Below are 18,486 nucleotides of genomic sequence, written 5' to 3'. Positions count from 1 at the left end.
CTCAGGGCCTGGCGTACTGGCCCATGTTCTCGGGCGTCACCAGCTCGAAGGGCACGTTCACGAAGCGCTCCACGGGCTGTTTGCCGGCCAGGCGTAGGGCGGCATCGACCGCCTTGGCGCCCTGTCCGGCCAGGTTCTGGAAGACGGAGACCTTGAGGTCGCCGTTCTTCATGGACGAAAGCCCGTCGGGCGTGGCGTCTATGCCGGCCACGATGGTGTTGGGCCTCCACTTGCGGGCCGCCTTCAGCGCGTTGATGGCGCCAATCGCCATCTCGTCGTTGTTGGCGAGGATGGCGTCGAACTTCATGCCCGAGCTCAGCCAGTTCATGGTGATGTCCTGGCCCTGCGTGCGGCTCCACTTGCCCTCGCGCTTGTCGAGGATCTTCATGTCCGCGCATTCGGGCGTGGCCGCCACTTCCTCGATGTCGCGGGTGCGGGTGCGCGCCGATTCGTTGGAGAGCTCCCCCATCAGCACCAGGATGTTGCCGCGGCCCTCCAGCAGCTTGCAGACCTGGCGGGCCTGCAGCGTGCCCGAGAGTTTTTCGTCGGAGGCCACCACGGCGGTGCCTGCGGGCAGCTTGTCGAAATCGACGGGCTGGCGGTTCACGTAGACCAGCGCAATCCCGGCGTCGCTCACCATGCGGGTGATTCTGGGCGTGGCGTCGGTGTCCACCGGGTTGACGATGATGGCGTCGGCCCGCTGGGCAATCATGTTCTGGATCTGGCTCAGCTGCTTGCCCACATCGTTGCTGGCGTCCTCGATCTGCAGCTCGGCCCCATGTTTTTTGGCCGCGTCCACGATGCCGTTGCGCAGGATGGTCAGGCCGGTGTCGTCGAAGAGCGCCATCGCCACGCCGATCCTGAGGGGCTGCGCGTGGGCTTGCGCCTGTGTCTGCTTCTGCGTCTGAGCCTGGGAATGCACGGGCAGTGCTGCCAGAAAGGCGGCGGCAATGGCCGCCAGCAGGTGGTTTTTCCTCATCCCTCGTCTCCTTGTCCTTGAGCGGCAGCGGGGCGCGTTCACATCCCGCCTTGACTCGCCAAACACCGGATTGCCCCGGACCCTGAGGAGAAATGTAGTTCTGTCCCTCTAATTTTTGGAAATTAATTTCTAAGTGAATACACCTAAGGAAAAAAATTTCTAATAGTTTTAATCTTTTTCCATGTTCTGGACGCTGGCCAAGCACTGCCTGCGGACAGCCTCTGAGCAATGGCCATGGAAAGGCAAGACAAGAGATGACAGGCACCGTGACCGGCACCGTGAGATTGACCGTCAGCCAGGCGCTGGTCCGCTACCTGGCCGCCCTGCAGGCCGAGGTCATGCAGCCCGATGGCGGCACGGCCGTCCAGCCCTATTGCGCAGGGGTGTTCGCCATCTTCGGACATGGCAACGTGGCCGGGCTGGGCGAGGCCCTGCATGCCGAACGGCAGCGGCTGCCCACGCTGCGCGCACACAGCGAGCAGGGCATGGCCCATGCGGCCGTGGCCTTTGCCAAGGCGCACTTTCGCCAGCGCATGATGGCCGTGACATCGAGCATCGGGCCCGGCGCCACCAACCTGGTGACCCCGGCTGCGCTGGCGCATGTGGCGCGGCTGCCGCTGTTGCTGCTGCCCGGGGACATCTTTGCCTCGCGCCTGCCCGATCCCGTTCTGCAGCAGGTGGAGAGCTTCGAGCAGGGCGATCTGAGCGCCAATGACTGTTTGCGCCCGGTCACGCGCTACTTCGACCGCATCATGCAGCCCGAGCAATTGCTGCTGGCCTTGCCGCGTGCCATCCAGGTCATGACCGACCCGGCCCAGTGCGGCCCCGTCTGCCTTGCGCTGCCGCAGGATGTGCAGACCCAGGCCTTCGACTGGCCCATGGATTTCTTCCACCCGCCGCTGATCCGCCTGCGCCGCCAGCCGGCCGACGCTGCCGGGCTGGCGGAGGCCGTGGCCTTGCTGGCCTCCGCCAAAAGGCCGCTGATCGTGGCGGGCGGCGGCGTGCTGTACAGCCATGCCTGGGAGGCCTTGCGCGTTTTTGCCGAAACGCATGGCGTGCCGGTGGCCGAGTCGCAGGCCGGCAAGGGCAGCCTGGCCTGGGACCACCCGCTCAACCTGGGCGCCATGGGCGTCACGGGCTCGCCCGCCGCCAACCACGCGGCCCGGCAATGCGATGTGCTGCTGGTCGTCGGCACGCGGCAGCAGGATTTCACCAGCGGCTCGCATGCGTTGTACGGCCATGCCAGGGTGCTGGCCCTGAACGTGCAGCCCCTGGATGCCGCCAGGAAACGCGGCCAGCCGCTGGTGGCCGATGCGCGTGTCGGCCTGGCCCAGCTTGGCGCGGGATTGGCCGGCTGGCGCGCCGATCCGCAGTGGACGGCCGACAGCCGCGCCCGGGCCGCAGCCTGGGCAGAGCGTGTGGCGGCGCTGACTTTGCACGTGCCCAAGGGCGAGCTGCCCTATGACGCCGAGGTGATAGGCGCCGTGCGCGAATCGGCCGCCGACGCCGGGCTGGACAGCGCCTGCAGCGACATCGTGGTCTGTGCGGCCGGCACGCTGCCGGCCGAGCTGCACAAGCTGTGGCGCAGCGGCCTGCCGGGCAATTACCACGTGGACTATGCGTATTCCTGCATGGGCTACGAGATAGCGGGCGGCCTGGGCGTGAAGCTGGCGCGGCCCGAGCGCGAGGTCATCGTGCTCGTTGGCGATGGCTCCTACATGATGCTCAACGCCGAGCTGGCCACCTCGGTCCTGCTGGGCCGCAAGATCATCGTCGTGGTGCTGGACAACCGTGGCTACGGCTGCATAGAGCGGCTGCAGATCCGCTGCGGCGGCGCCAGCTTCAACAACATGCTCGACGACTGCGTGCCCGAGGGCGGCGAGCGCTCGTCCATCGATTTCGCCCGCCACGCCGCCGCCATGGGGGCCGAGGCCGTCCACGTGGGCGGTGTGCAGGAACTGCGCCGCGAAATGCTGCGTGCGCGGGCGTCCCGCCGCAGCCAGGTGCTGGTGATAGACACCACCCACCACCGCACCACGGCCGATGGCGGCGCCTGGTGGGATGTCGCCGTGCCCGAAGTCTCGGCCCGGCCCGAGGTTCAGGGCGCGCGGCGCGAGTACCTGCACCACAAGGCAGGCCAGCGGCGCTGATGCCGCGCCACCGTCGACCCGTCCGACTTCTGCCCATCTGCCCATCTGCCCATCTGCACCAAGGAGGACTCGCATGACCTGGAAGGTACGCATCGGTATCAATCCCCTGTCCTGGATGAACGACGACCTGCCATCGCTGGGTGGCGATACGCCGCTGGACACGGCACTGAAGGAGGGCGCCGAGATCGGCTACGCGGGCTTCGAGCTGGGCAACAAGTTTCCGAAAACCGGCCCCGCGCTCAAGGCCAGGCTTGACGCGTACGGGCTGGCCTGCGTCTCCGGCTGGTACTCGGGCTTTCTGGCGCAGGCCGATGCGGGCAGCGATGCACAGGCGATTGCCGCCGAGGCCGAGCGCTGCAAGCCCCACATGGAAAGGCTGCGCCACAACGGCGTCGACGTGGTGGTCTATGGCGAATGCGCGGGCACGGTCCAGGGGCAGATCGGCACGCCTGTGTCCCGGCGCCCGCGCTTTGCCGACGATGCGGCCTGGCAGCGCTATGCGTGGCGGCTGGATGCCTTTGGCGCGCACCTGCTGGAGTGTTACGGCATCCGGCTGGCCTATCACCACCACATGGGCGCCCATGTGGAATCTCCGCAGGATGTGGACCGCCTGATGGCGCTGACCGATCCGCGCAAGGTCTTCCTGCTGTTCGATACCGGCCATGCCTACTACGGCGGGGCGGCCGATCCGGCGGCGCTGCTGAAAAAACATGTGGCGCGCGTGGCGCATGTGCATTGCAAGGATGTGCGTCCCCAGGTGATTGCCCAGGCACGCCAGGGCGACTGGAGCTTTCTGCAGGGCGTGGTCAACGGCATCTTCACGGTGCCGGGCGACGGCGCGCTCGACTTCGAGGCGGTGCTGCGCACGCTCAGGGATGCCGGCTACCAGGGCTGGCTTGTGGTCGAGGCCGAGCAGGACCCCGCCATCGCGCCCGGCTACGCATACGCGAAAAAGGGCTACGAGACGCTGCGCGCGCTCGTGGACCGGCTGGGCGCCTGAGGCCATCCGACATCGACGCATGAAAACCAAGGGAGGACACCGTCATGACATCTGCAATCCACCACGCCCTGCAGGGCCCTGCGGCCCGGGCCACCGTGCCTTGCCTGTGCGCTGCGGCGCTGGCCGGCGCAGCCAGTCTGGCCACGGCGCAAGGCAGCGTCACGCTGTACGGGCGCATCGTCAGCGGTGTCGACTACATGAACCGCATTGCCGAGGGGCCGGGCCGGTCTTCCGATCAACTCCGGCACGCCGGGCAATGGGGCGCAACCTGGTGGGGGCTGCGCGGGGCCGAGGACCTGGGTGGCGGCCTGAGCGCTGTCTTCCATCTCGAAAGCCAGTTCTCCGCCGACGACGGCACGGTGGGCGACAGCTTCTTCAGCCGCTATGCGGTGGTCGGCCTGCGCAGCCAAACGTACGGCACGCTGCTGCTGGGCCGGGCCATGGGCATTCCGGATGGCGAGGTCTGGGCGCTGGACCCCATGGGCTTGCAGGCCATGGGCGCGGGCACGCTGCAGGGCAACCGGACCTGGGGGGCGCGCCCCAATGCCATCAGCTACCAGTCGCCGGCCTGGAGCGGGCTCTCGTTTCGCACCCAGCTGGGGCTGAACGGAGAGGCGGGCCGTTCCCGGGCCGGGCGCCAGGTCGCCGCCAGCGTGGGCTATGAGCAGGGGCCGCTGGTGCTCAAGGCCTTCTACGAGGAAATCCGTGACGGCAACGGCGCGTTCGCCTCGCTCTACACGGCATCGCGCCTGTATACGGTGGGCGCAACCTACCGCGTGGGCGGCCTGAAGCTGTTCACGGGCTACAGCCAGATCCGGTCAGGTGCGCTGACGGTGGCCGACGCCGACAACCCGGCAGGCGCCCGCAGGCAGCAGACCTACTGGATGGGCGCCAACTACCAGGCCACGCCGGCCCTGGTGCTGGTGGGCGGCGCCTACCGCGCCAACCGCAGTGGCGGCGGCGCCAGCCTGGTGAGCCTGGGGGCCAACTACCATCTTTCCCGGCGCACCATGCTGTATGGCACGGTGGGCGCCGTCTCCAACGGCGGCGGAGCCTCGTTCTCGGTGGAGGCCAACAGCGGCAAGCCGGTGCCTGGTTCGGGCCAGCAGGGCGTCTACACGGGCATCGTGCACTCGTTCTGAAGCCGCCTTCGCCGCGCATCAACCCTCGGCCCGGCCGGGTCAAGTCCGGGTGGGCCGGCTCTTGCGGGGCGGCTGCCGCGCCGCTTGGCTGTATTCTTGGTGCTTCGCTTCACGCAGCCTTGCGGCCGTTCCCACCATGCATTTGTCCAGACGCGAATTCCTCGGCGCCGGCGCGGCCGCCGCCTGTGCCTCGCTGGTCGGTTGCGCGGCCTCGGCGCCCGTGTCGGGCAGCTTTCTGCAGCCGTGGCGCAGCCATCTGGAGATGCCGCGCGACCAATGGCGCCAGCGCCTGGCCGCCACCCAGGCGCTGGGCTGCCGGGAGCTGTTCGTGCAATGGAGCGGCCTGCTGGGCGATTCCGAGGCGGACAGCTGGATGCTGGCCGACGCGCAGATCGCCGACCTGCTGGACATCTGCACCGAACTGGGCATGGGCGTGCACCTGGGCCTGCCCTATGACGAGCGCTGGTGGAAGCAGATCAGCCTTTCCAACGCCGCAGGCCCCGCGCCCTATCTGGCGCATATTGCCGAGCAGGGCGCCAGCCACATGTACGCCAGCACCTGGCCGCGCCATGCGGCGTTTCGCGGCTGGTACATCCCCTACGAGCTGGAGCAATACCACTGGGCCGCGCCCGAGCGCATCGAGCTGCTGTTGAGCGCACTGCAGCCACTGGCGCAGGCGGCAGCGGCCACGTCCGGCCAGGTGCCCGGCATCTCCACCTATTTCAGCCAGCTGCAGACGCTGGGCAGCCTGCCCACGCTGTGGAGCATCCTGCTGGACCGCGTGTCCCTGCGCCCCATGGTGCAGGACGGCGTGGGCGTGGCGGGACTGCGCAACTACGAGGCGCTGGCACCGCTGCAGCAGATGCTGCTGGAGCGCAGGGCGCCGTTCGATCTCATCGTGGAACTGTTCGAGCAACTGCCGCCCACGCGGCCCGATGGCTCGGACTTCCAGGCGCGCACGGCCAGTTTCGAGCGCGTGCGCCGCCAGTGGGACGTGGCCCGCGACTACGGCGCCCAGCGCGTCGTCGCCTTCGCCATCGACCCCTGGGTGCTGAACGACACGCCAGAGGCCCGGCAACTGCTGCGCGAGTGGAAGGCCGCCGCCCGCTGAGCGCGGTGGCTGCCGGGTCAGAAGCGCTTGCCGATGATCTCTCTGAGGATTTCGCTGCTTCCGCCGAAGATGCGCAGCGCCCGTGCATCGGCCCAGGCGCGGCCAATGCCGTATTCGGCCATGTAGCCGTAGCCGCCGTGCAGTTGCAGCAGCTCGTCCAGCACCTGGCCCTGCAGCTCGGTGGCGTTGAGCTTGGCCATGGCGGCGGTGACGGAGTCCAGTGAGCCTTCCATGTGCTGGGCCAGGCAGTCGTCCAGGAAGACGCGCAGCATGGTGGTCTTGGCCAGCGCGTCGGCGAACTTGAAGCGGGTGTTCTGGTAGTCGAGCACGCGGCGCCCGAAGACCTTGCGGTTGCGCACGAACTCGGCGGCCTCGTCCAGCATGCCTTCGGTGGAGGCTGCCGCACGCAGCGCGATCGCCAGCCGCTCCTGCGCCAGCTCCTGCGTCACATGCTCGAAGGCGGCGTTTTCGCGGCCCAGCAGGTGGTCGGCCGGCAGGTGCAGTTCGTCGAAGAACAGCTCGCAGGTGTCCTGGCTGTGCTGGCCTATCTTGCGCAGCGCCGGTCCCTTGCCCAGGCCCTTCATGCCTTCTTCCACCACGAACAGCGACAGGCCGCGCGCGCCCAGGTCGGGCTCGGTGCTGGCCAGTACCACCATCAGGCCGGCGTTGACGCCGTTGGTGATGAAGGTTTTCTGGCCGTTGAGCACGTAGCCGCCGCCCTCACTCTCGCTCTTGCGGCGGGCGCGCGTGCGCACGGCCTTGAGGTCGCTGCCCGCGCCGGGCTCGGTCAGGGCGATGGCACCGATCAGCTCGCCCGTGGCCATGCGCGGCAGCCAGCGGTCCTTCTGCACCTGCGTGCCGAAGTTCCAGAGATAGGGGGCCACCATGTCGGAATGGATGGAAAAGCCGATGCCCAGGCAGTTGGCGCGCGCCAGCGCCTCGATGACCACGGCCGCGTGGCCGAAGTCGCCGCCCTGGCCGTAGGGCGGGGGCAGGTCGCAGTTGAGCAGGCCGCTGTCGCCCGCCTTGCGCCACAGGGCGCGCGGCGTGATGCCCTCGGCCTCCCAGTCATTGATGTGGGGCAGGATCTCGGTGGCCACGAATCGGTCCACCTGTTCCTTGAACAGCAGGTGGTCTTCACGCAATACGGAGCGGGTGCGCATGTCTGTGTCGGTCTCCTTGGGCTGGGTCAGGGACGATAGGTGTCGGTGGCGCTGGCCTGGCCGCGCAGCACGGGTGCGGCGGCCGTACCCGTCATGAACAGGCTGTAGTGGTCGCCCGGCTGCAGCTGGGGCAGCGCCAGCGGCGCGCTGGCCGCAGTGGCGCAGGTGGCGGCGAGCTGGGCACTGACCGGGTTGATGGAGCGGCTGGCCGACCTGGCGGGCGCCACGCCCGTGAACAGCGGCGTGCCCGTCCCGGCGATCTTGAGCCCGCCTTCGGTGCAATCGTCGATCAGGTTGTAGAAGCGCAGCTCGGCCTTGAGCGCGTCCTGGCTTCCGCCGGAGTCGTCGATGGACGTGAAGCGCGCGGCCGCGTTCTTGCCCTGGCGCTGCGGCACCAGGGTGGTGAAGCTGCCCGGCGCCACCTTCATGCTGCCGGCGCTTTTGCCGTCCAGCTGAATGGCGAAGGGCGTGTCGCCCTTGACGATGGCGTAGCTGCTGGCCGGCTTGCTGCCGGACAGCGTCTGCTCGGGGCCGTCGCCGATCTTCACGCGCAGGCTGCCCGCGTCGGGGTGGACCACGCGCACGAAGGACGAGCCTGCGGGCGGGCGCGCCGCATAGAGCTGGGCCAGCGTGCCTTCGGCATGCGCGGCGGGCAGGCAGGAGAGCCCGGCCAGGCCGGCCAGGGCGAGCGCGACGGTACGCATCACGGGGGAAAAAGCGGAGGTCATGCCTGCGGGTCCTTGGTTTCCTTGGCGGGGCGCATGCGTGCATCAAGGTACATGCGCTCCAGTTGCTTGCGGTCGGCCTTGTCAGTCTGCGTCAGCGGGAAGCCGTGGCAGGCCAGCAGTTCCGACGGAATCATGTAGGGCGGCACGCGCTGGGCCAGCAGTTCGCGCCATCCGGCCAGGTCTTCGGGCAGGGGCTGCATGCCGGGCGGGCCGCTGCGGTCCAGGTCCACGAAGCCGATCATGCGCACGATGAAGCCATCGGGTCGCTTGAGTGCCACCGCCGCGCCTGCGCGCACGCCGGGCAGGGTGGCCAGCACGGCATCGACCTCGGCCAGCTCGATGCGGTAGCCGTGCATCTTGATCTGGTCGTCGCGCCGGCCGTGGAAGGTGACCAGGCCCTCGCCGTCGATCTCGCCCAGGTCGCCCGTGCGGTAGCCGCGCTTGCCGTTGCGCATGAACATGCGTGTGGCGTGCAGGTCGGGGCGGTTCAGGTAGCCGCGCATCACGTGGTCGCCGGCCACGCAGATCTCGCCTTCGTCCAGGAACACATCGGCATAGGGCTTGGCCCGGCCAATGGGAAAGGGCAGCGGCGCGCGCTGGCGCAGCGCGGGGTCGATCTCCACCCAGGTGGTGGAGCAGGTGGCCTCGGTGGGGCCGTAGGAGTTGATGATGCGCGCCTGGGGAAAGCGGCTCCACAGCGCCTCGGCCACGGTGGGCGTGAGCGATTCGGCGCCGAAGACGAAGACGCGCAGGTCGGGCAGGTGCTGCTGGTCGAAGTCGGCATCCAGCAGCTGCTGGCGCACGAAGGAGGGCGTGGACGCCCAGACATTCACATGGGTGCCCGCCAGGTAGGCGGCAAAGGCCTGGCGGTCGGCAATGGTCTCGCGCGCGCACAGCACGCAGGCGCCGCCCGTGACCAGGGCGCCCATCCAGTTGAACAGCGAAAAGTCGAAGCTGAACAGCATCTGGTCCATGAAGACCGGCGCCTCGCCCAGGGCCAGGCAGTCGCGTATCCAGCCGGCGAACAGGCCCAGGCTCTCGCGCCCGATCTGCACGCCCTTGGGATCGCCCGTGCTGCCCGAGGTGAACATGATGTAGGCCAGCGATTTTTCCTGCAGCGGCTGCGCGGCGATGCCGGTGTCCAGGAAGCTGCGGGCCTGCGCGTCGTAGTGCAGGCCGGCCTGCACCAGCGTGGCGATGCGCGCCATGCGCTCGGGCGGGTTGATCACGTCCACCGGCACGAAGGGCACGCCCAGGCGCAGGCAGCCGAGGATGGCCACGAGGAACGCGGTCTCCTTGTGCCCCGTGATCAGCAGCGGCTCGTCGCGCCGCGCGCCGCGCGCCAGCGCCTGCTGCTCCCATTGCGCCACGGCCTGGGCCAGTTGCTGCCAGTCCAGCGTGCCGGCGGCATCGATCACGGCGGGCCGCGCGGTGTCGGCGCCGGGCTCGGTGAAGTCGAAGCGGTCAAAACTGAATCGCATGCGGGCTCCTTGTTGCGCAGGGACAAAGGGACAGGGCGGCGGCGTGCAGGCGCTGCATCAGGCCTTGCGCTGCTCGGCCACGTACTGCGCCAGCGTGTGCACGGATTCCAGGTGCAGGTCGATCTCCGATGGCGGTATCTTGACGCCGAATTCCTTTTCGATGGCCAGTGCCACGTCCACGGCGGACAGCGAGTCCACCAGGCCCGATTCGAGCAGCAGCGTATCGGGCTCGACCGAGGTCAGGATGATGGCGCCGATGATCTGGGCAATCTTGGTTTCGATGTCATTCAGGGACATGGTTTCTCTCCAACAGGTGTTTCAGAACTGGAAATACAGGAAGCGGGTTTCCTTGTGCAGGTTGACCAGGCACAGGAAGAGCAGGACCAGGGTCACGGCCGTCCAGCCTGCGCTGGGGCGCCAGCGCATCCAGGCGCGGGGCGCTTCCTGCACCTTGAACATGGCGGGCGAGAAGCGGCCCAGGATCTGGTGGGCATTGGGCGTGAACCAGGCAATGGCCAGCAGCAGCAGGACCAGGGCCAGCTGCATGTGGTGGCCTATGGCCAGGCGGATGGCATCGCCCAGTGCCAGGCCCTGGACGTGCGACAGCGACTCCAGCGCCTCCACGCCGCGCAGGCCGGCCATGCCCTTGAGCAGCAGCATGGCGTCGCCCACGCCATGGGCGCGGAAGAAGGTCTGGGCGATGAGCACGGCGATGAAGGTGATGACAACGCACAGCGCCTGCACGCCCCGGCCCGACTTGCGTGCGGCGGCCGGCTTGCGGCTGACCACGAAGATGCGCCAGGCATGGTTGACCGACAGGTAGAAGGCATGCAGCAGGCCGAAGATCACGTACTGCAGGCCGGCGCCGTGCCAGATGCCCGCCAGCCCCATGGTGAACAGCGTGGGCACGACGATGGTGGCCGCAAAGCCGCCGGGCGTGCGCGCGGCGCTGGAGCCCACGGACAGGCCGCGCTTTTCGCGTGCGCGCGAGATGGCCATGGCCACGGGGTAGTACAGGTAGGCCGTGAGGTAGCGCGTCAGCGTCATGTGCCAGCGTGCCCAGAAGTCGATGATGCTGCCGGCCTTGTAGGGCGAGTTGAAGTTCAGCGGGAAACGGATGCCGAACATGCGCGCCAGGCCCAGCGCCATGTCCGAATAGCCCGAGAAGTCGAAGTACAGCTGCAGCGCGTAGCTGAGGCTGGCGCCCCAGGCGGCCCAGAACTGCAGGTCCCCGGGCGCGGCGAATCCCGCGTCTGCATAGGGCGCGATCTCGTCGGCCAGCAGCACCTTCTTGGCCAGGCCGATCACGAACAGCGTGCCGCCGATGGACAGGTTGTCCGCGCGGAACCGGTAGTTATCCGGCTGCGCGAACTGCGGCATCATTTCCTTGTGGTGCAGGATAGGCCCCGCGATCAGGTGCGGGAAGAAGGTCACGAACAGCACGTAGCTGAGCAGGCTGCGTTCCTTGACGATGCCCGAGCGGCAGTCCAGCAGGTAGCCGATCTGGGTGAAGGTGAAGAACGAGATGCCCAGGGGCAGGATCAGCTCGTGCATGCCGCCCTGCGTCAGCCCCCATTCGCCCAGGAAGTTGAACAGGGTGGCGAAGTACTTGTAGTGGAACAGCGCCGCCAGGTCGGCGCCCACGCCCAGGGCGGTGACCAGCCCCTGCAGCCGCGCGCGGCCCGCAAAGCGCAGGATCAGCAGGCTCACCACGTAGTTGAAGGCGATGGACAGCGCCAGCAGGGCGACGAACTGCGGGTTCCACCAGCCGTAGAAGACAAAGGACGTCAGGCACAGCCAGAACGCGGCCAGCCGCAGGCTGATGGCCCCGGCCAGGTAGTGGCCCGCCAGCGCGATGGGCAGGAACAGCAGCAGGAAAAGATAGGAATTGAACAGCATGTAGCGGGCGGGGTCACGCAGGCGGGGAGGCGGCGTCCATCTCCTTGAGCGCCGCTTTTTCATCGTCCGTCAGGGGCAGGGACAAGGTGTTTTCCGAGAACTCCCAGATCACCAGCCGCAGGCTGGCCGGCCAGGAGGCGCGGCGCTTGAGCGCGGCCACCATGGCGCCGCTGAACTGGCCGCCGTCCATGCTGAGGTTCCAGACTTCCTGGCCCAGCGCGCGGCCGAGCTGCGGCGCGAAATTGCTGCGCAGCCCGTTGGAGCTGCCGGCCAGCAGCACCTGCACGGGCGGCGTCTCGTCCAGCAGGCCGCCGCCGCGCACGGGGACAATGGTCTGCGGGCGCACCTGGTCGCGCCGTGGGCGCCAGCCGGCCGGGGCATCGGCCAGGCCGGCCAGGGCCAGCAGGTCGCCGGGCAGCGGCTGCAGCGGCCCGGGCGCGGATTCCTCGAAGGCCTGGGCGCCGCGCTGCCCGCCCAGCAGCGGCAGCGCGGCCTGGGCCACGGCCAGGGCGGCGGCGCGTGCGCCCTCGGCATTCATGTGCACGTCGGTGCGAAAGAAAACGGGTTGCGCCTGCTCCTGTGTCTGCAGGGCAGGGCGCAGATCGGCAAAGGCAATGCCGTCGGCCTGCAGGCGCTGCTGCCACAGGTCCAGGCGCTGGAGCATCACGGGCGCCACGGGCAGGCCGCACAGATGGGCGGACTCGATGCGCGACTTGTCGGGCACGGCCACCACCAGGGTGGCAATGCCTTTGTCCTGCAACTGCCGGGTCCAGTGGCGCAGCAGGCGCTGGCGCGCCTCGAAGGGCGCGGCGCCCGTGCCGGGCTGGGGCCGCAGGCCGTCGCGGTAGAACATCCATTGCGGGCAGCCCAGTGCCACCTGCGCTCCCGTGTCGCCCAGCAGGCGGTAGCGCAGCGCGGCCTGGCCGGTTTCCAGCGAGGACTGCGCAGGCAGGCGCAGGCCCTTGTTCAGCGCCGCGCCCGCGCGGCCATCCAGCCAGGCGGCCAGTTGCAGCTCGCCGGCCTTCGGTCCCCCGCTGGCCAGCGTCCAGCCGCCCCAGGCCAGGCCCGACAGCAGCAGGGCGCCCCAGATCCAGGCGTTGCGCCGGTGTCCTTTGTCGGTTTGCAGTTCTTGCGCGGTGGGGTCCACGGTGTCAGCCCTTGAGCGCGGCCCGCAGCCGCTCCAGCCAGGTGGCGTTGGGCATGAGCGAGGCGTTGTCCCACTGGCCGGCCGCGTTGGGGCCGTAGCTGTAGGTGGGCTCGAACATCTGCCACACCAGCACCTGGGGCTTGTGGGACTTGAAGGCCGGCGACTCCAGGTACTCCAGCAGCATGGTCCACTGGCCCACGTTGCCGGGCTTCCAGTTCAGCGAGACCGGGCGGTCCAGCAGGTTGGAGAGCTTTTGCGGAAAGCCGAAGTAGGGCTGGACCATGCTGTGGCCGGTGACATGGACGGGGGCGGGCTCATCGTCGAGCAGGCCCTTGGCCGGAGCCTGGCGGCGCACGGTATAGACCTCGCGGCCGATCTGCTTGCGCTCCTCGGCGGTCAGAAACAGCTCGGCCAGGTCGCCATAGCGGCGCTCGGTGACGGTGTCGCCCAGGGCCAGGCCGCTGCCGGCGCTGCCGGCCAGCTGGGGCACCTCGCCCTGGACCATGCGGGCGGTGGCCTCGGCCGTGGCGTCGGCTGCCGCCTGGGTCCAGTGCTGGTCGGTGCGGTAGAACACGTCCTTGCCGCTGTCGCGCACGGTGCGCAGCACGGCCTCGTCGTCAAAGCTGGGAATGCCGGCTGCCTGCAGCGCCTGCAGCACCTGCTTGTAGCGGCCCTGGACATCGGCGCTCATGGCCTTGCCGTCGGGCATCTTGTCGGCATAGAAGCGCACCTTGTCGGGCAGCAGCAGCACCTGCAGCTTCACGCCACGCGCGGCCAGCAGGTTGCGCGCCTCGGTGATCAGCCGGGTGGATTCGGTGATGCCGGCGCGGTCCACCTGGGTCAGGCTGCCCCAGCCCGGAAACAGCCAGCCGTCCTTGCCCCTGAGAACGATGGAGGAGCTGTCCTGTGCCTGGGCCTGTGCCGTACCCTGCGCTGCCAGCGCGCCCAGCACCAGTGCGCAGCTGGCCAGCCCGCGTGCGGCGCGTGCCATGCCCGAGCGCAGTCCGTGCAGGGCGGGGCGGGGTGCTTGCTTGGTCGAATCCATGGGAGCTTTCTCCTTTTCTCTTGTCTGTGGGGTGGTGGCGGCGGGGCAGGGCTTTCAATAGGACAGCGTCAGCGTCATGAACAGGCCCTTGGCGCGGTCGGCCTGGCCGCCACCGATGTTGAAGCGGTACTGCATGGACCAGTCCAGATAGGACTGGGCCGTGCTGTAGTGGCTTTCGCGGAACCATTGGCGCAGGCTGACGCCCACGCCGGCGCTGGCGGACCAGCTGCTGCCATTGCCTTGCAGTGCCAGCGTCTGCCCCTGCTGGGCGGCCAACTGGGCTGCGGTGGGCGTGGCGCCCGGGGCGGCCTGCAGGGAGCGCACCTCGACGCGGTTTCTCTGCTTGATCCAATCGGCCGCGACCACGCCGAACGGGAAGATCACCAGCCCCTGGTTGATGCCGTCGGCACGGAAGCTGCGCCCGATGCGGGCCTCGGTGGAGAAGAACCATTGCTCGCGCTTGTAGCGGCCCGAGCCGTCGCCCACCAGGGCACCATTGGTCTGGTCGGTCAGCGTGAAGCGCGAGGCCATGCTCTGGTTGGCATAGCCGGCCTGGCTGTAGCCTTCCATGGTGAACCAGCTGGAGCGGTCCGTGCGCCGGCCCGTGCCCTCGTAGAAGCCGTGGGTGACATAGGCCAGCCAGCCGCCCTGACCCGCGCCCGCGCTGTACTTGGCCGATATCGGGTTGCCCAGCGCCGGGCCCGTGGGGTTGAGGGGGTCGCGTCCGCTCATCAGGCAGCGCAGCTGGGGCGATTCAGGCGTGATGAAGCCCGAGCGCGTGGCGGAGCCGATGTTGAACTGGCGCTCTATGCCGAAGGTCAGCGCGTACTTGGTGGACGGCGTGAAGCGCATGCCCAGCGAGCCCGTGGTGGTGGGCAGGCCAGAGATGCCGCGGTTGTCGCCCGCCTGCACATTGATGGGCAGGCCCGTGCAGGGGTCGATGGCGCTTTGGCCCAGCGTGGTGCCGCCGCCGTCATGCAAGGTGCTGCCCAGCCGCCCATAGACATCGAAGATGCGGGTGGACGAGTTCAGGAAGTTGGACGGGCGCCAGTAGGCCTCGGCCGTGCCGAAGACCGCATCGCCCGCCTGGGTGAGGATGCCGTCCGAGAACGCACGCCCCGCAGGCCGCGCACCCCGGTAGCCCATGGAGACGATGGCGCCCCATTCGCGTGCGTAGCCGGAGACAGCGCTGCGTGCGTTTTCGCGCTGGCCGGGCGTGAGCTTGGCGGTGCCGGCGTCGTCCAGGTCGATGGCTTCCTTGAAGGTGCGCACGGCGCCCCGGTTGTCGCCGGTGCCGGCCAGCGCATAGCCTTCGTCCAGCATGGCGCCCGCTGGCGCCTCGCCCGTGGCGCGCGCCGCGCGAAAGTCCTGCAGCGCCTTGGCCGGCTCTTCCTGGCGCGAGTACAGATAGCCGCGCTGCATCAGCAGCTGGGGGTCGTTGGGGGTGAGGGACAGGGACTTGTCCAGCCGCAGCAGGGCCTGGCCCTGCTGGTCGCGGTCGCCTGCGGCCAGCGTGGTGGTCAGCAGCTTTTGCAGCTGCGGGTTGTCGGGGTCCTGCTCCACGGCCGTGCGCGCATGGTCGATGGCGGCCTTGTAGTCCTGGCGCGCGTAGGCCGCATAGGCCTGGGCGCTGGGGCCGCCCGTGCCCTGGTCATCGGAAGGCTGCAGCTCGCAGACCGTGCCATAGGGCGTGTCGCGGCAGTCCTGCAGGGGCGGCGGATAGTCGGCCATGGCCAGGGTCTGCGAGGCGCCGCGCGTATCGGCCACCATGGGCGTGTCGCGGCCTGGGCGCAGGTCATCGGCTTGCTTGAGGCGGCGGGCCACGGATTCATCCTGTGCCGGCATGGTCGCCAGCAGCGCGCGGGCGCGTGCCGCGTCGCCAGCGGCCAGGGCCGCGTCGGCCGCGATCAGGCGCAGGTTGGCGGACTGCTTTTCGTCCAGCCAGTCCTGCTTGAGCACGGCGTCGAAGTCCTCGTTGGCCTGTGCGGTCTTGCCCTGGCGCTGGCGGATGTAGCCGCGCATGCCCAGCGCCGCTGTGTCTTCGTTGTCCTGCGCCAGCGCCTCGTCTGCGGCTTTTTCCGCATCGGGCAACTGCTCGGCCAGCAGCAGCGAGGTGATCAGCAGCAGGCGGTGCGATGCCGTTCCCGGCGCCAGCGCCACGGCCTCGCGCGCAAAGGGCACGGCCTGCGCCGGGTTGTTGGCGATCAGCGCCTGGTAGGCCTTTTGCGCCGGCAGCACGGCCTGGCTGCGGCGCAGGGTCTGGCGCTTGGCCACCAGGTCGCTTTTGTTGGGTGGGTCCAGGGCCAGTGCGGCATCTGCGGCCTCGATGGCGGCGCCCAGCTGCTCCTGCGCCTCCAGCGCGCCTATCCACAGCAGCGCCCACTGGCCCTGGCTGGGGTCCAGGCGAAAGGCCTGCTCGGCCCTGCGCGCGCTGTCCGCGTAGTTTTTGGCGTTGTAGTCGGTGTAGGCCTGCGTGGCGATGGGAAAGGCCTTGTTGTAGGCCTCGGAAGCCGTGGCCCCTGCAGGCCCGCCCGCCGCCCCGCCTGCCGCTGCGGCCCGCACATTGGTTTCGGCCTGCTGCAGCGTGGCCTCGTCCAGCCCGGCGGCGCGGGCCGAGGCAATGGCCTTGAGCGCTTCCTCGTTCTTGCCCTGCTTTTGCAGCGAGTAGATCAGCAGCATGCGCAGGCGCAGCAGGTCGGGGCGCAGCTGTACGGCCGATGCGGCGGCGGTCGCGGCCCGTGCAAAGCGGCCGGCCTGGTAGTGGGCATAGGCCTGGTTGGCCAGTTGCCACGCGCGGCCCCTGAGCGGCGCCTCCGCCTTGACGGCCGCCACGGCCTGCGGCCAGGCCGGCGGCGTGTTCCAGCCGGCGCCCAGCAGCGCGGCCAGCGTGAGAGGGCGAACGAGGGGAGCGAGATGCTTCATATGCCGGCCCTTGGGGTGCTTGGAATGCCTTGTGCGGGAATGTCGGGATGCACCGTGGGGTCGGTGGGCTCCCCCTGCTGGAAGCTGATGGCCTCGCGCAGCGTGGCCTCGTCGAGCCAGCCCTGCTCCATGAGGATGGCGCCCAGCGGACGGCGTTCGCGCTGCTGTATCTCCAGCGCGGTGGCCAGCCGGGTTTCGTCGATGGCCTGCCATGACAGCAGCAGCTCGCCCAGGCGCTGGCGCTGGTGGCTCAACTGGTCGGTGGACGGGAAGTCGTGCATGGTCTTGTCCCAGGCCAGGCGCTTGCCCGTGACCAGGTGGACGATGAACAGCTTCCAGGCGCGCGCCGCTGCCATGGCATTGATGAAGTTGCCGATCACCATGCGCGGAATGGACAGCATGGCGTGCTCCCAGCCGTACAGGCGCGAGACGAACCATGCGCGCTGCACCACGCGCAGCAGCAGGGCGATGACGTTGACGCTCATCAGCGTCACCAGCCAGCCGTTGGGAGCGAACAGGGACGGGTAGTACACCGTCCACCAGCCCATGTGATCGGCCAGCAGGAAGAGCAGGAAGTTCAGCAGCAGCAGATAGGCCAGGATGGCCACGAAGGAGGTCACCAGCCCCTTGCGGTCACGGAACAGCAGGTACTTGGTGGACAGCGGCCCGGCCCAGCCGACCTGGCTCCAGCCCTGCAGGCCGATGCCCAGTGTCCAGCGCGCCTTTTGCCGGTAGGCGGTCTTGAAGGTGTTGGGAAAGAACTCGCGGATGCCCAGCGGCATGGTCAGCGTGGACACCTTTTCCTTGCCCAGGCCGAACAGCGGCTTGCGCCGTATCACGTAGTCCACGGGGAACTTGCCGAAGATCTGCTTCATGCCCCGGCGTGCCAGCCGCGCGCCGATGTCGTAGTCCTCGGTCAGCGTGTCGGTGTTGAAGGGCTGGTTGTGGGTCTCGGCCGCCAGTTCCTCCATCGCCTTGCGCGAAAAGCAGGTGCCCACGCCGGCCGAGGGCACCATGTGCGACATGCTCTCGCGCACCACCAGGTCCTTGGTGTGCCATTCGGCGAATTCGTCCATGTAGGTGCCGGCCACCAGCTCGTACCACTCGCGCTCCAGCGAGGTCACGGGCAGCTGGATGAAGTCCATGCGCGGCAGCAGGTAGTTGTAGTACTTGAGCTCCAGCGGGTGCAGCACGTCCTCGCTGTCGTGCAGGATCACGCCGGCAAAGGGCTCTGGCTGCAGCGTGTTCTGCTGGAAGATGGCCTGCACGATCCAGTTGAGGCAGTCGGCCTTGCAGGTGGGGCCGTCATGGGGCACCTCCACGCGGACCAGCTGGCGGTAGCGCCGGCGCATGCGCTCGACCTCGTTCTTGGTGCGCTCGTCGTTGCGGTAGGTGCCCACGAAGATCATGTAGTTCTTGTAGTCCAGCGTGCCCACCATGCTCTCGAGCATGGGCGCGATCACGTCGTACTCCAGCCAGGCCGGCACCATGATGGCCAGCGGCTTTTCCTCGACCTCCTGCAACTGCTGTGCCTTGAGCGGCTGGTAGCGGCGCTTGACGGTCAGCGCGCGCCAGGCCTCGCGCACCCAGTACCAGGCGTCGATGAACAGGTCGTCGATGCTGGACAGCAGGATGACGACGGCCACCACGGCGCTGACGATCTCCAGCGCGTGGTAGTAGTCGGCCACCAGGTAGGGCCAGTAGAGGGAAGAGATCATG

Annotated in this window: 14 protein-coding genes; 4 read left to right on the top strand and 10 right to left on the bottom strand. The window is 68.7% G+C overall.

From position 1 onward, the window contains the following. Position 1: 1 nt before the first annotated feature. Entirely contained in the window at positions 2-979 is a 978-nt protein-coding gene (locus IB269_RS19255) for a sugar ABC transporter substrate-binding protein (RefSeq protein WP_192368004.1), read from the bottom strand. A 266-nt stretch (positions 980-1,245) separates the two neighbouring features. Here IB269_RS19255 and iolD point away from each other — a divergent pair, with 266 nt between their 5' ends. The 4 genes from iolD (at position 1,246) to IB269_RS19235 (ending at position 6,382) form a co-directional block, all read left to right on the top strand. After that, the gene (gene iolD / locus IB269_RS19250; protein ID WP_192368203.1) at positions 1,246-3,129 is read left to right on the top strand and encodes a 3D-(3,5/4)-trihydroxycyclohexane-1,2-dione acylhydrolase (decyclizing); all 1,884 of its coding nucleotides are present in this window, start codon (positions 1,246-1,248) and stop codon (positions 3,127-3,129) included. Between the two features lie 73 nt (positions 3,130-3,202). Beyond that, positions 3,203-4,129, top strand: a complete 927-nt coding sequence (iolE, locus tag IB269_RS19245; protein ID WP_192368003.1) for a myo-inosose-2 dehydratase — start codon at positions 3,203-3,205, stop codon at positions 4,127-4,129. Between the two features lie 44 nt (positions 4,130-4,173). Then, on the top strand, positions 4,174-5,271 hold the full coding sequence (locus IB269_RS19240; protein WP_192368002.1) for a porin: 1,098 nt from the start codon (positions 4,174-4,176) through the stop codon (positions 5,269-5,271). Positions 5,272-5,407: 136 nt separating this feature from the next. Beyond that, positions 5,408-6,382 (top strand): DUF4434 domain-containing protein, encoded by a 975-nt coding sequence (locus IB269_RS19235; protein WP_097202764.1) that lies wholly within the window; start codon positions 5,408-5,410, stop codon positions 6,380-6,382. 17 nt (positions 6,383-6,399) lie between these two features. Here IB269_RS19235 and IB269_RS19230 read toward each other — a convergent pair whose 3' ends face one another. Genes IB269_RS19230 through IB269_RS19190 form a run of 9 tightly spaced genes read right to left on the bottom strand, consistent with a single transcriptional unit; the run spans position 6,400 to position 18,485 of the window. Beyond that, positions 6,400-7,545, bottom strand: coding sequence for an acyl-CoA dehydrogenase family protein (locus tag IB269_RS19230; protein ID WP_013803080.1), 1,146 nt, complete (start codon positions 7,543-7,545; stop codon positions 6,400-6,402). Between the two features lie 26 nt (positions 7,546-7,571). Beyond that, the gene (locus tag IB269_RS19225) at positions 7,572-8,273 is read right to left on the bottom strand and encodes an alginate O-acetyltransferase AlgF (RefSeq protein ID WP_063326553.1); all 702 of its coding nucleotides are present in this window, start codon (positions 8,271-8,273) and stop codon (positions 7,572-7,574) included. Next, the gene (locus IB269_RS19220) at positions 8,270-9,754 is read right to left on the bottom strand and encodes an AMP-binding protein (protein ID WP_012204785.1); all 1,485 of its coding nucleotides are present in this window, start codon (positions 9,752-9,754) and stop codon (positions 8,270-8,272) included. Before IB269_RS19220 ends, IB269_RS19225 begins: the two co-directional genes overlap by 4 nt. A 57-nt stretch (positions 9,755-9,811) precedes the next feature. After that, positions 9,812-10,051 carry an acyl carrier protein gene (locus tag IB269_RS19215; RefSeq protein WP_012204786.1) on the bottom strand — a complete coding sequence of 80 codons (240 nt, stop codon included), beginning with the start codon at positions 10,049-10,051 and terminating at the stop codon, positions 9,812-9,814. Positions 10,052-10,072: 21 nt separating this feature from the next. Beyond that, positions 10,073-11,653 carry an MBOAT family O-acyltransferase gene (locus IB269_RS19210; protein ID WP_063326551.1) on the bottom strand — a complete coding sequence of 527 codons (1,581 nt, stop codon included), beginning with the start codon at positions 11,651-11,653 and terminating at the stop codon, positions 10,073-10,075. A gap of 13 nt (positions 11,654-11,666) precedes the next feature. Next, positions 11,667-12,800 carry an alginate O-acetyltransferase AlgX-related protein gene (locus tag IB269_RS19205; RefSeq protein ID WP_192368001.1) on the bottom strand — a complete coding sequence of 378 codons (1,134 nt, stop codon included), beginning with the start codon at positions 12,798-12,800 and terminating at the stop codon, positions 11,667-11,669. Between the two features lie 4 nt (positions 12,801-12,804). Beyond that, the gene (locus IB269_RS19200) at positions 12,805-13,845 is read right to left on the bottom strand and encodes an alginate O-acetyltransferase AlgX-related protein (RefSeq protein ID WP_099752989.1); all 1,041 of its coding nucleotides are present in this window, start codon (positions 13,843-13,845) and stop codon (positions 12,805-12,807) included. A gap of 54 nt (positions 13,846-13,899) precedes the next feature. Further along, a complete protein-coding gene (locus IB269_RS19195) occupies positions 13,900-16,767 on the bottom strand; it encodes an NfrA family protein (protein WP_192368000.1) in 2,868 nt (955 codons plus the stop codon). Further along, positions 16,764-18,485 (bottom strand): glycosyl transferase family protein, encoded by a 1,722-nt coding sequence (locus IB269_RS19190; RefSeq protein ID WP_012204791.1) that lies wholly within the window; start codon positions 18,483-18,485, stop codon positions 16,764-16,766. Before IB269_RS19190 ends, IB269_RS19195 begins: the two co-directional genes overlap by 4 nt. Between the last annotated feature and the right edge of the window lies 1 nt (position 18,486).

Source organism: Delftia sp. DLF01 (assembly GCF_014852125.1).
In the GTDB taxonomy this organism is placed as follows: Bacteria; Pseudomonadota; Gammaproteobacteria; order Burkholderiales; family Burkholderiaceae_C; genus Comamonas; species Comamonas acidovorans.
Note: the sequence above shows the minus strand (reverse complement) of the source record. Positions and strands in the feature narration are given on the sequence as shown.

What these genes read in the sequence shown, in the direction of transcription:
- IB269_RS19235 (WP_097202764.1), top strand. Translation starts at nt 5,408, where the DNA reads ATGCATTTGTCCAGACGCGAATTCCTCGGCGCCGGCGCGGCCGCCGCC.
- IB269_RS19220 (WP_012204785.1), bottom strand. Translation starts at nt 9,754, where the DNA reads ATGCGATTCAGTTTTGACCGCTTCGACTTCACCGAGCCCGGCGCCGAC.
- IB269_RS19255 (WP_192368004.1), bottom strand. Translation starts at nt 979, where the DNA reads ATGAGGAAAAACCACCTGCTGGCGGCCATTGCCGCCGCCTTTCTGGCA.
- IB269_RS19240 (WP_192368002.1), top strand. Translation starts at nt 4,174, where the DNA reads ATGACATCTGCAATCCACCACGCCCTGCAGGGCCCTGCGGCCCGGGCC.
- iolE (WP_192368003.1), top strand. Translation starts at nt 3,203, where the DNA reads ATGACCTGGAAGGTACGCATCGGTATCAATCCCCTGTCCTGGATGAAC.
- IB269_RS19210 (WP_063326551.1), bottom strand. Translation starts at nt 11,653, where the DNA reads ATGCTGTTCAATTCCTATCTTTTCCTGCTGCTGTTCCTGCCCATCGCG.
- IB269_RS19190 (WP_012204791.1), bottom strand. Translation starts at nt 18,485, where the DNA reads ATGATCTCTTCCCTCTACTGGCCCTACCTGGTGGCCGACTACTACCAC.
- IB269_RS19200 (WP_099752989.1), bottom strand. Translation starts at nt 13,845, where the DNA reads ATGGATTCGACCAAGCAAGCACCCCGCCCCGCCCTGCACGGACTGCGC.
- IB269_RS19215 (WP_012204786.1), bottom strand. Translation starts at nt 10,051, where the DNA reads ATGTCCCTGAATGACATCGAAACCAAGATTGCCCAGATCATCGGCGCC.
- IB269_RS19225 (WP_063326553.1), bottom strand. Translation starts at nt 8,273, where the DNA reads ATGACCTCCGCTTTTTCCCCCGTGATGCGTACCGTCGCGCTCGCCCTG.
- IB269_RS19195 (WP_192368000.1), bottom strand. Translation starts at nt 16,767, where the DNA reads ATGAAGCATCTCGCTCCCCTCGTTCGCCCTCTCACGCTGGCCGCGCTG.
- IB269_RS19230 (WP_013803080.1), bottom strand. Translation starts at nt 7,545, where the DNA reads ATGCGCACCCGCTCCGTATTGCGTGAAGACCACCTGCTGTTCAAGGAA.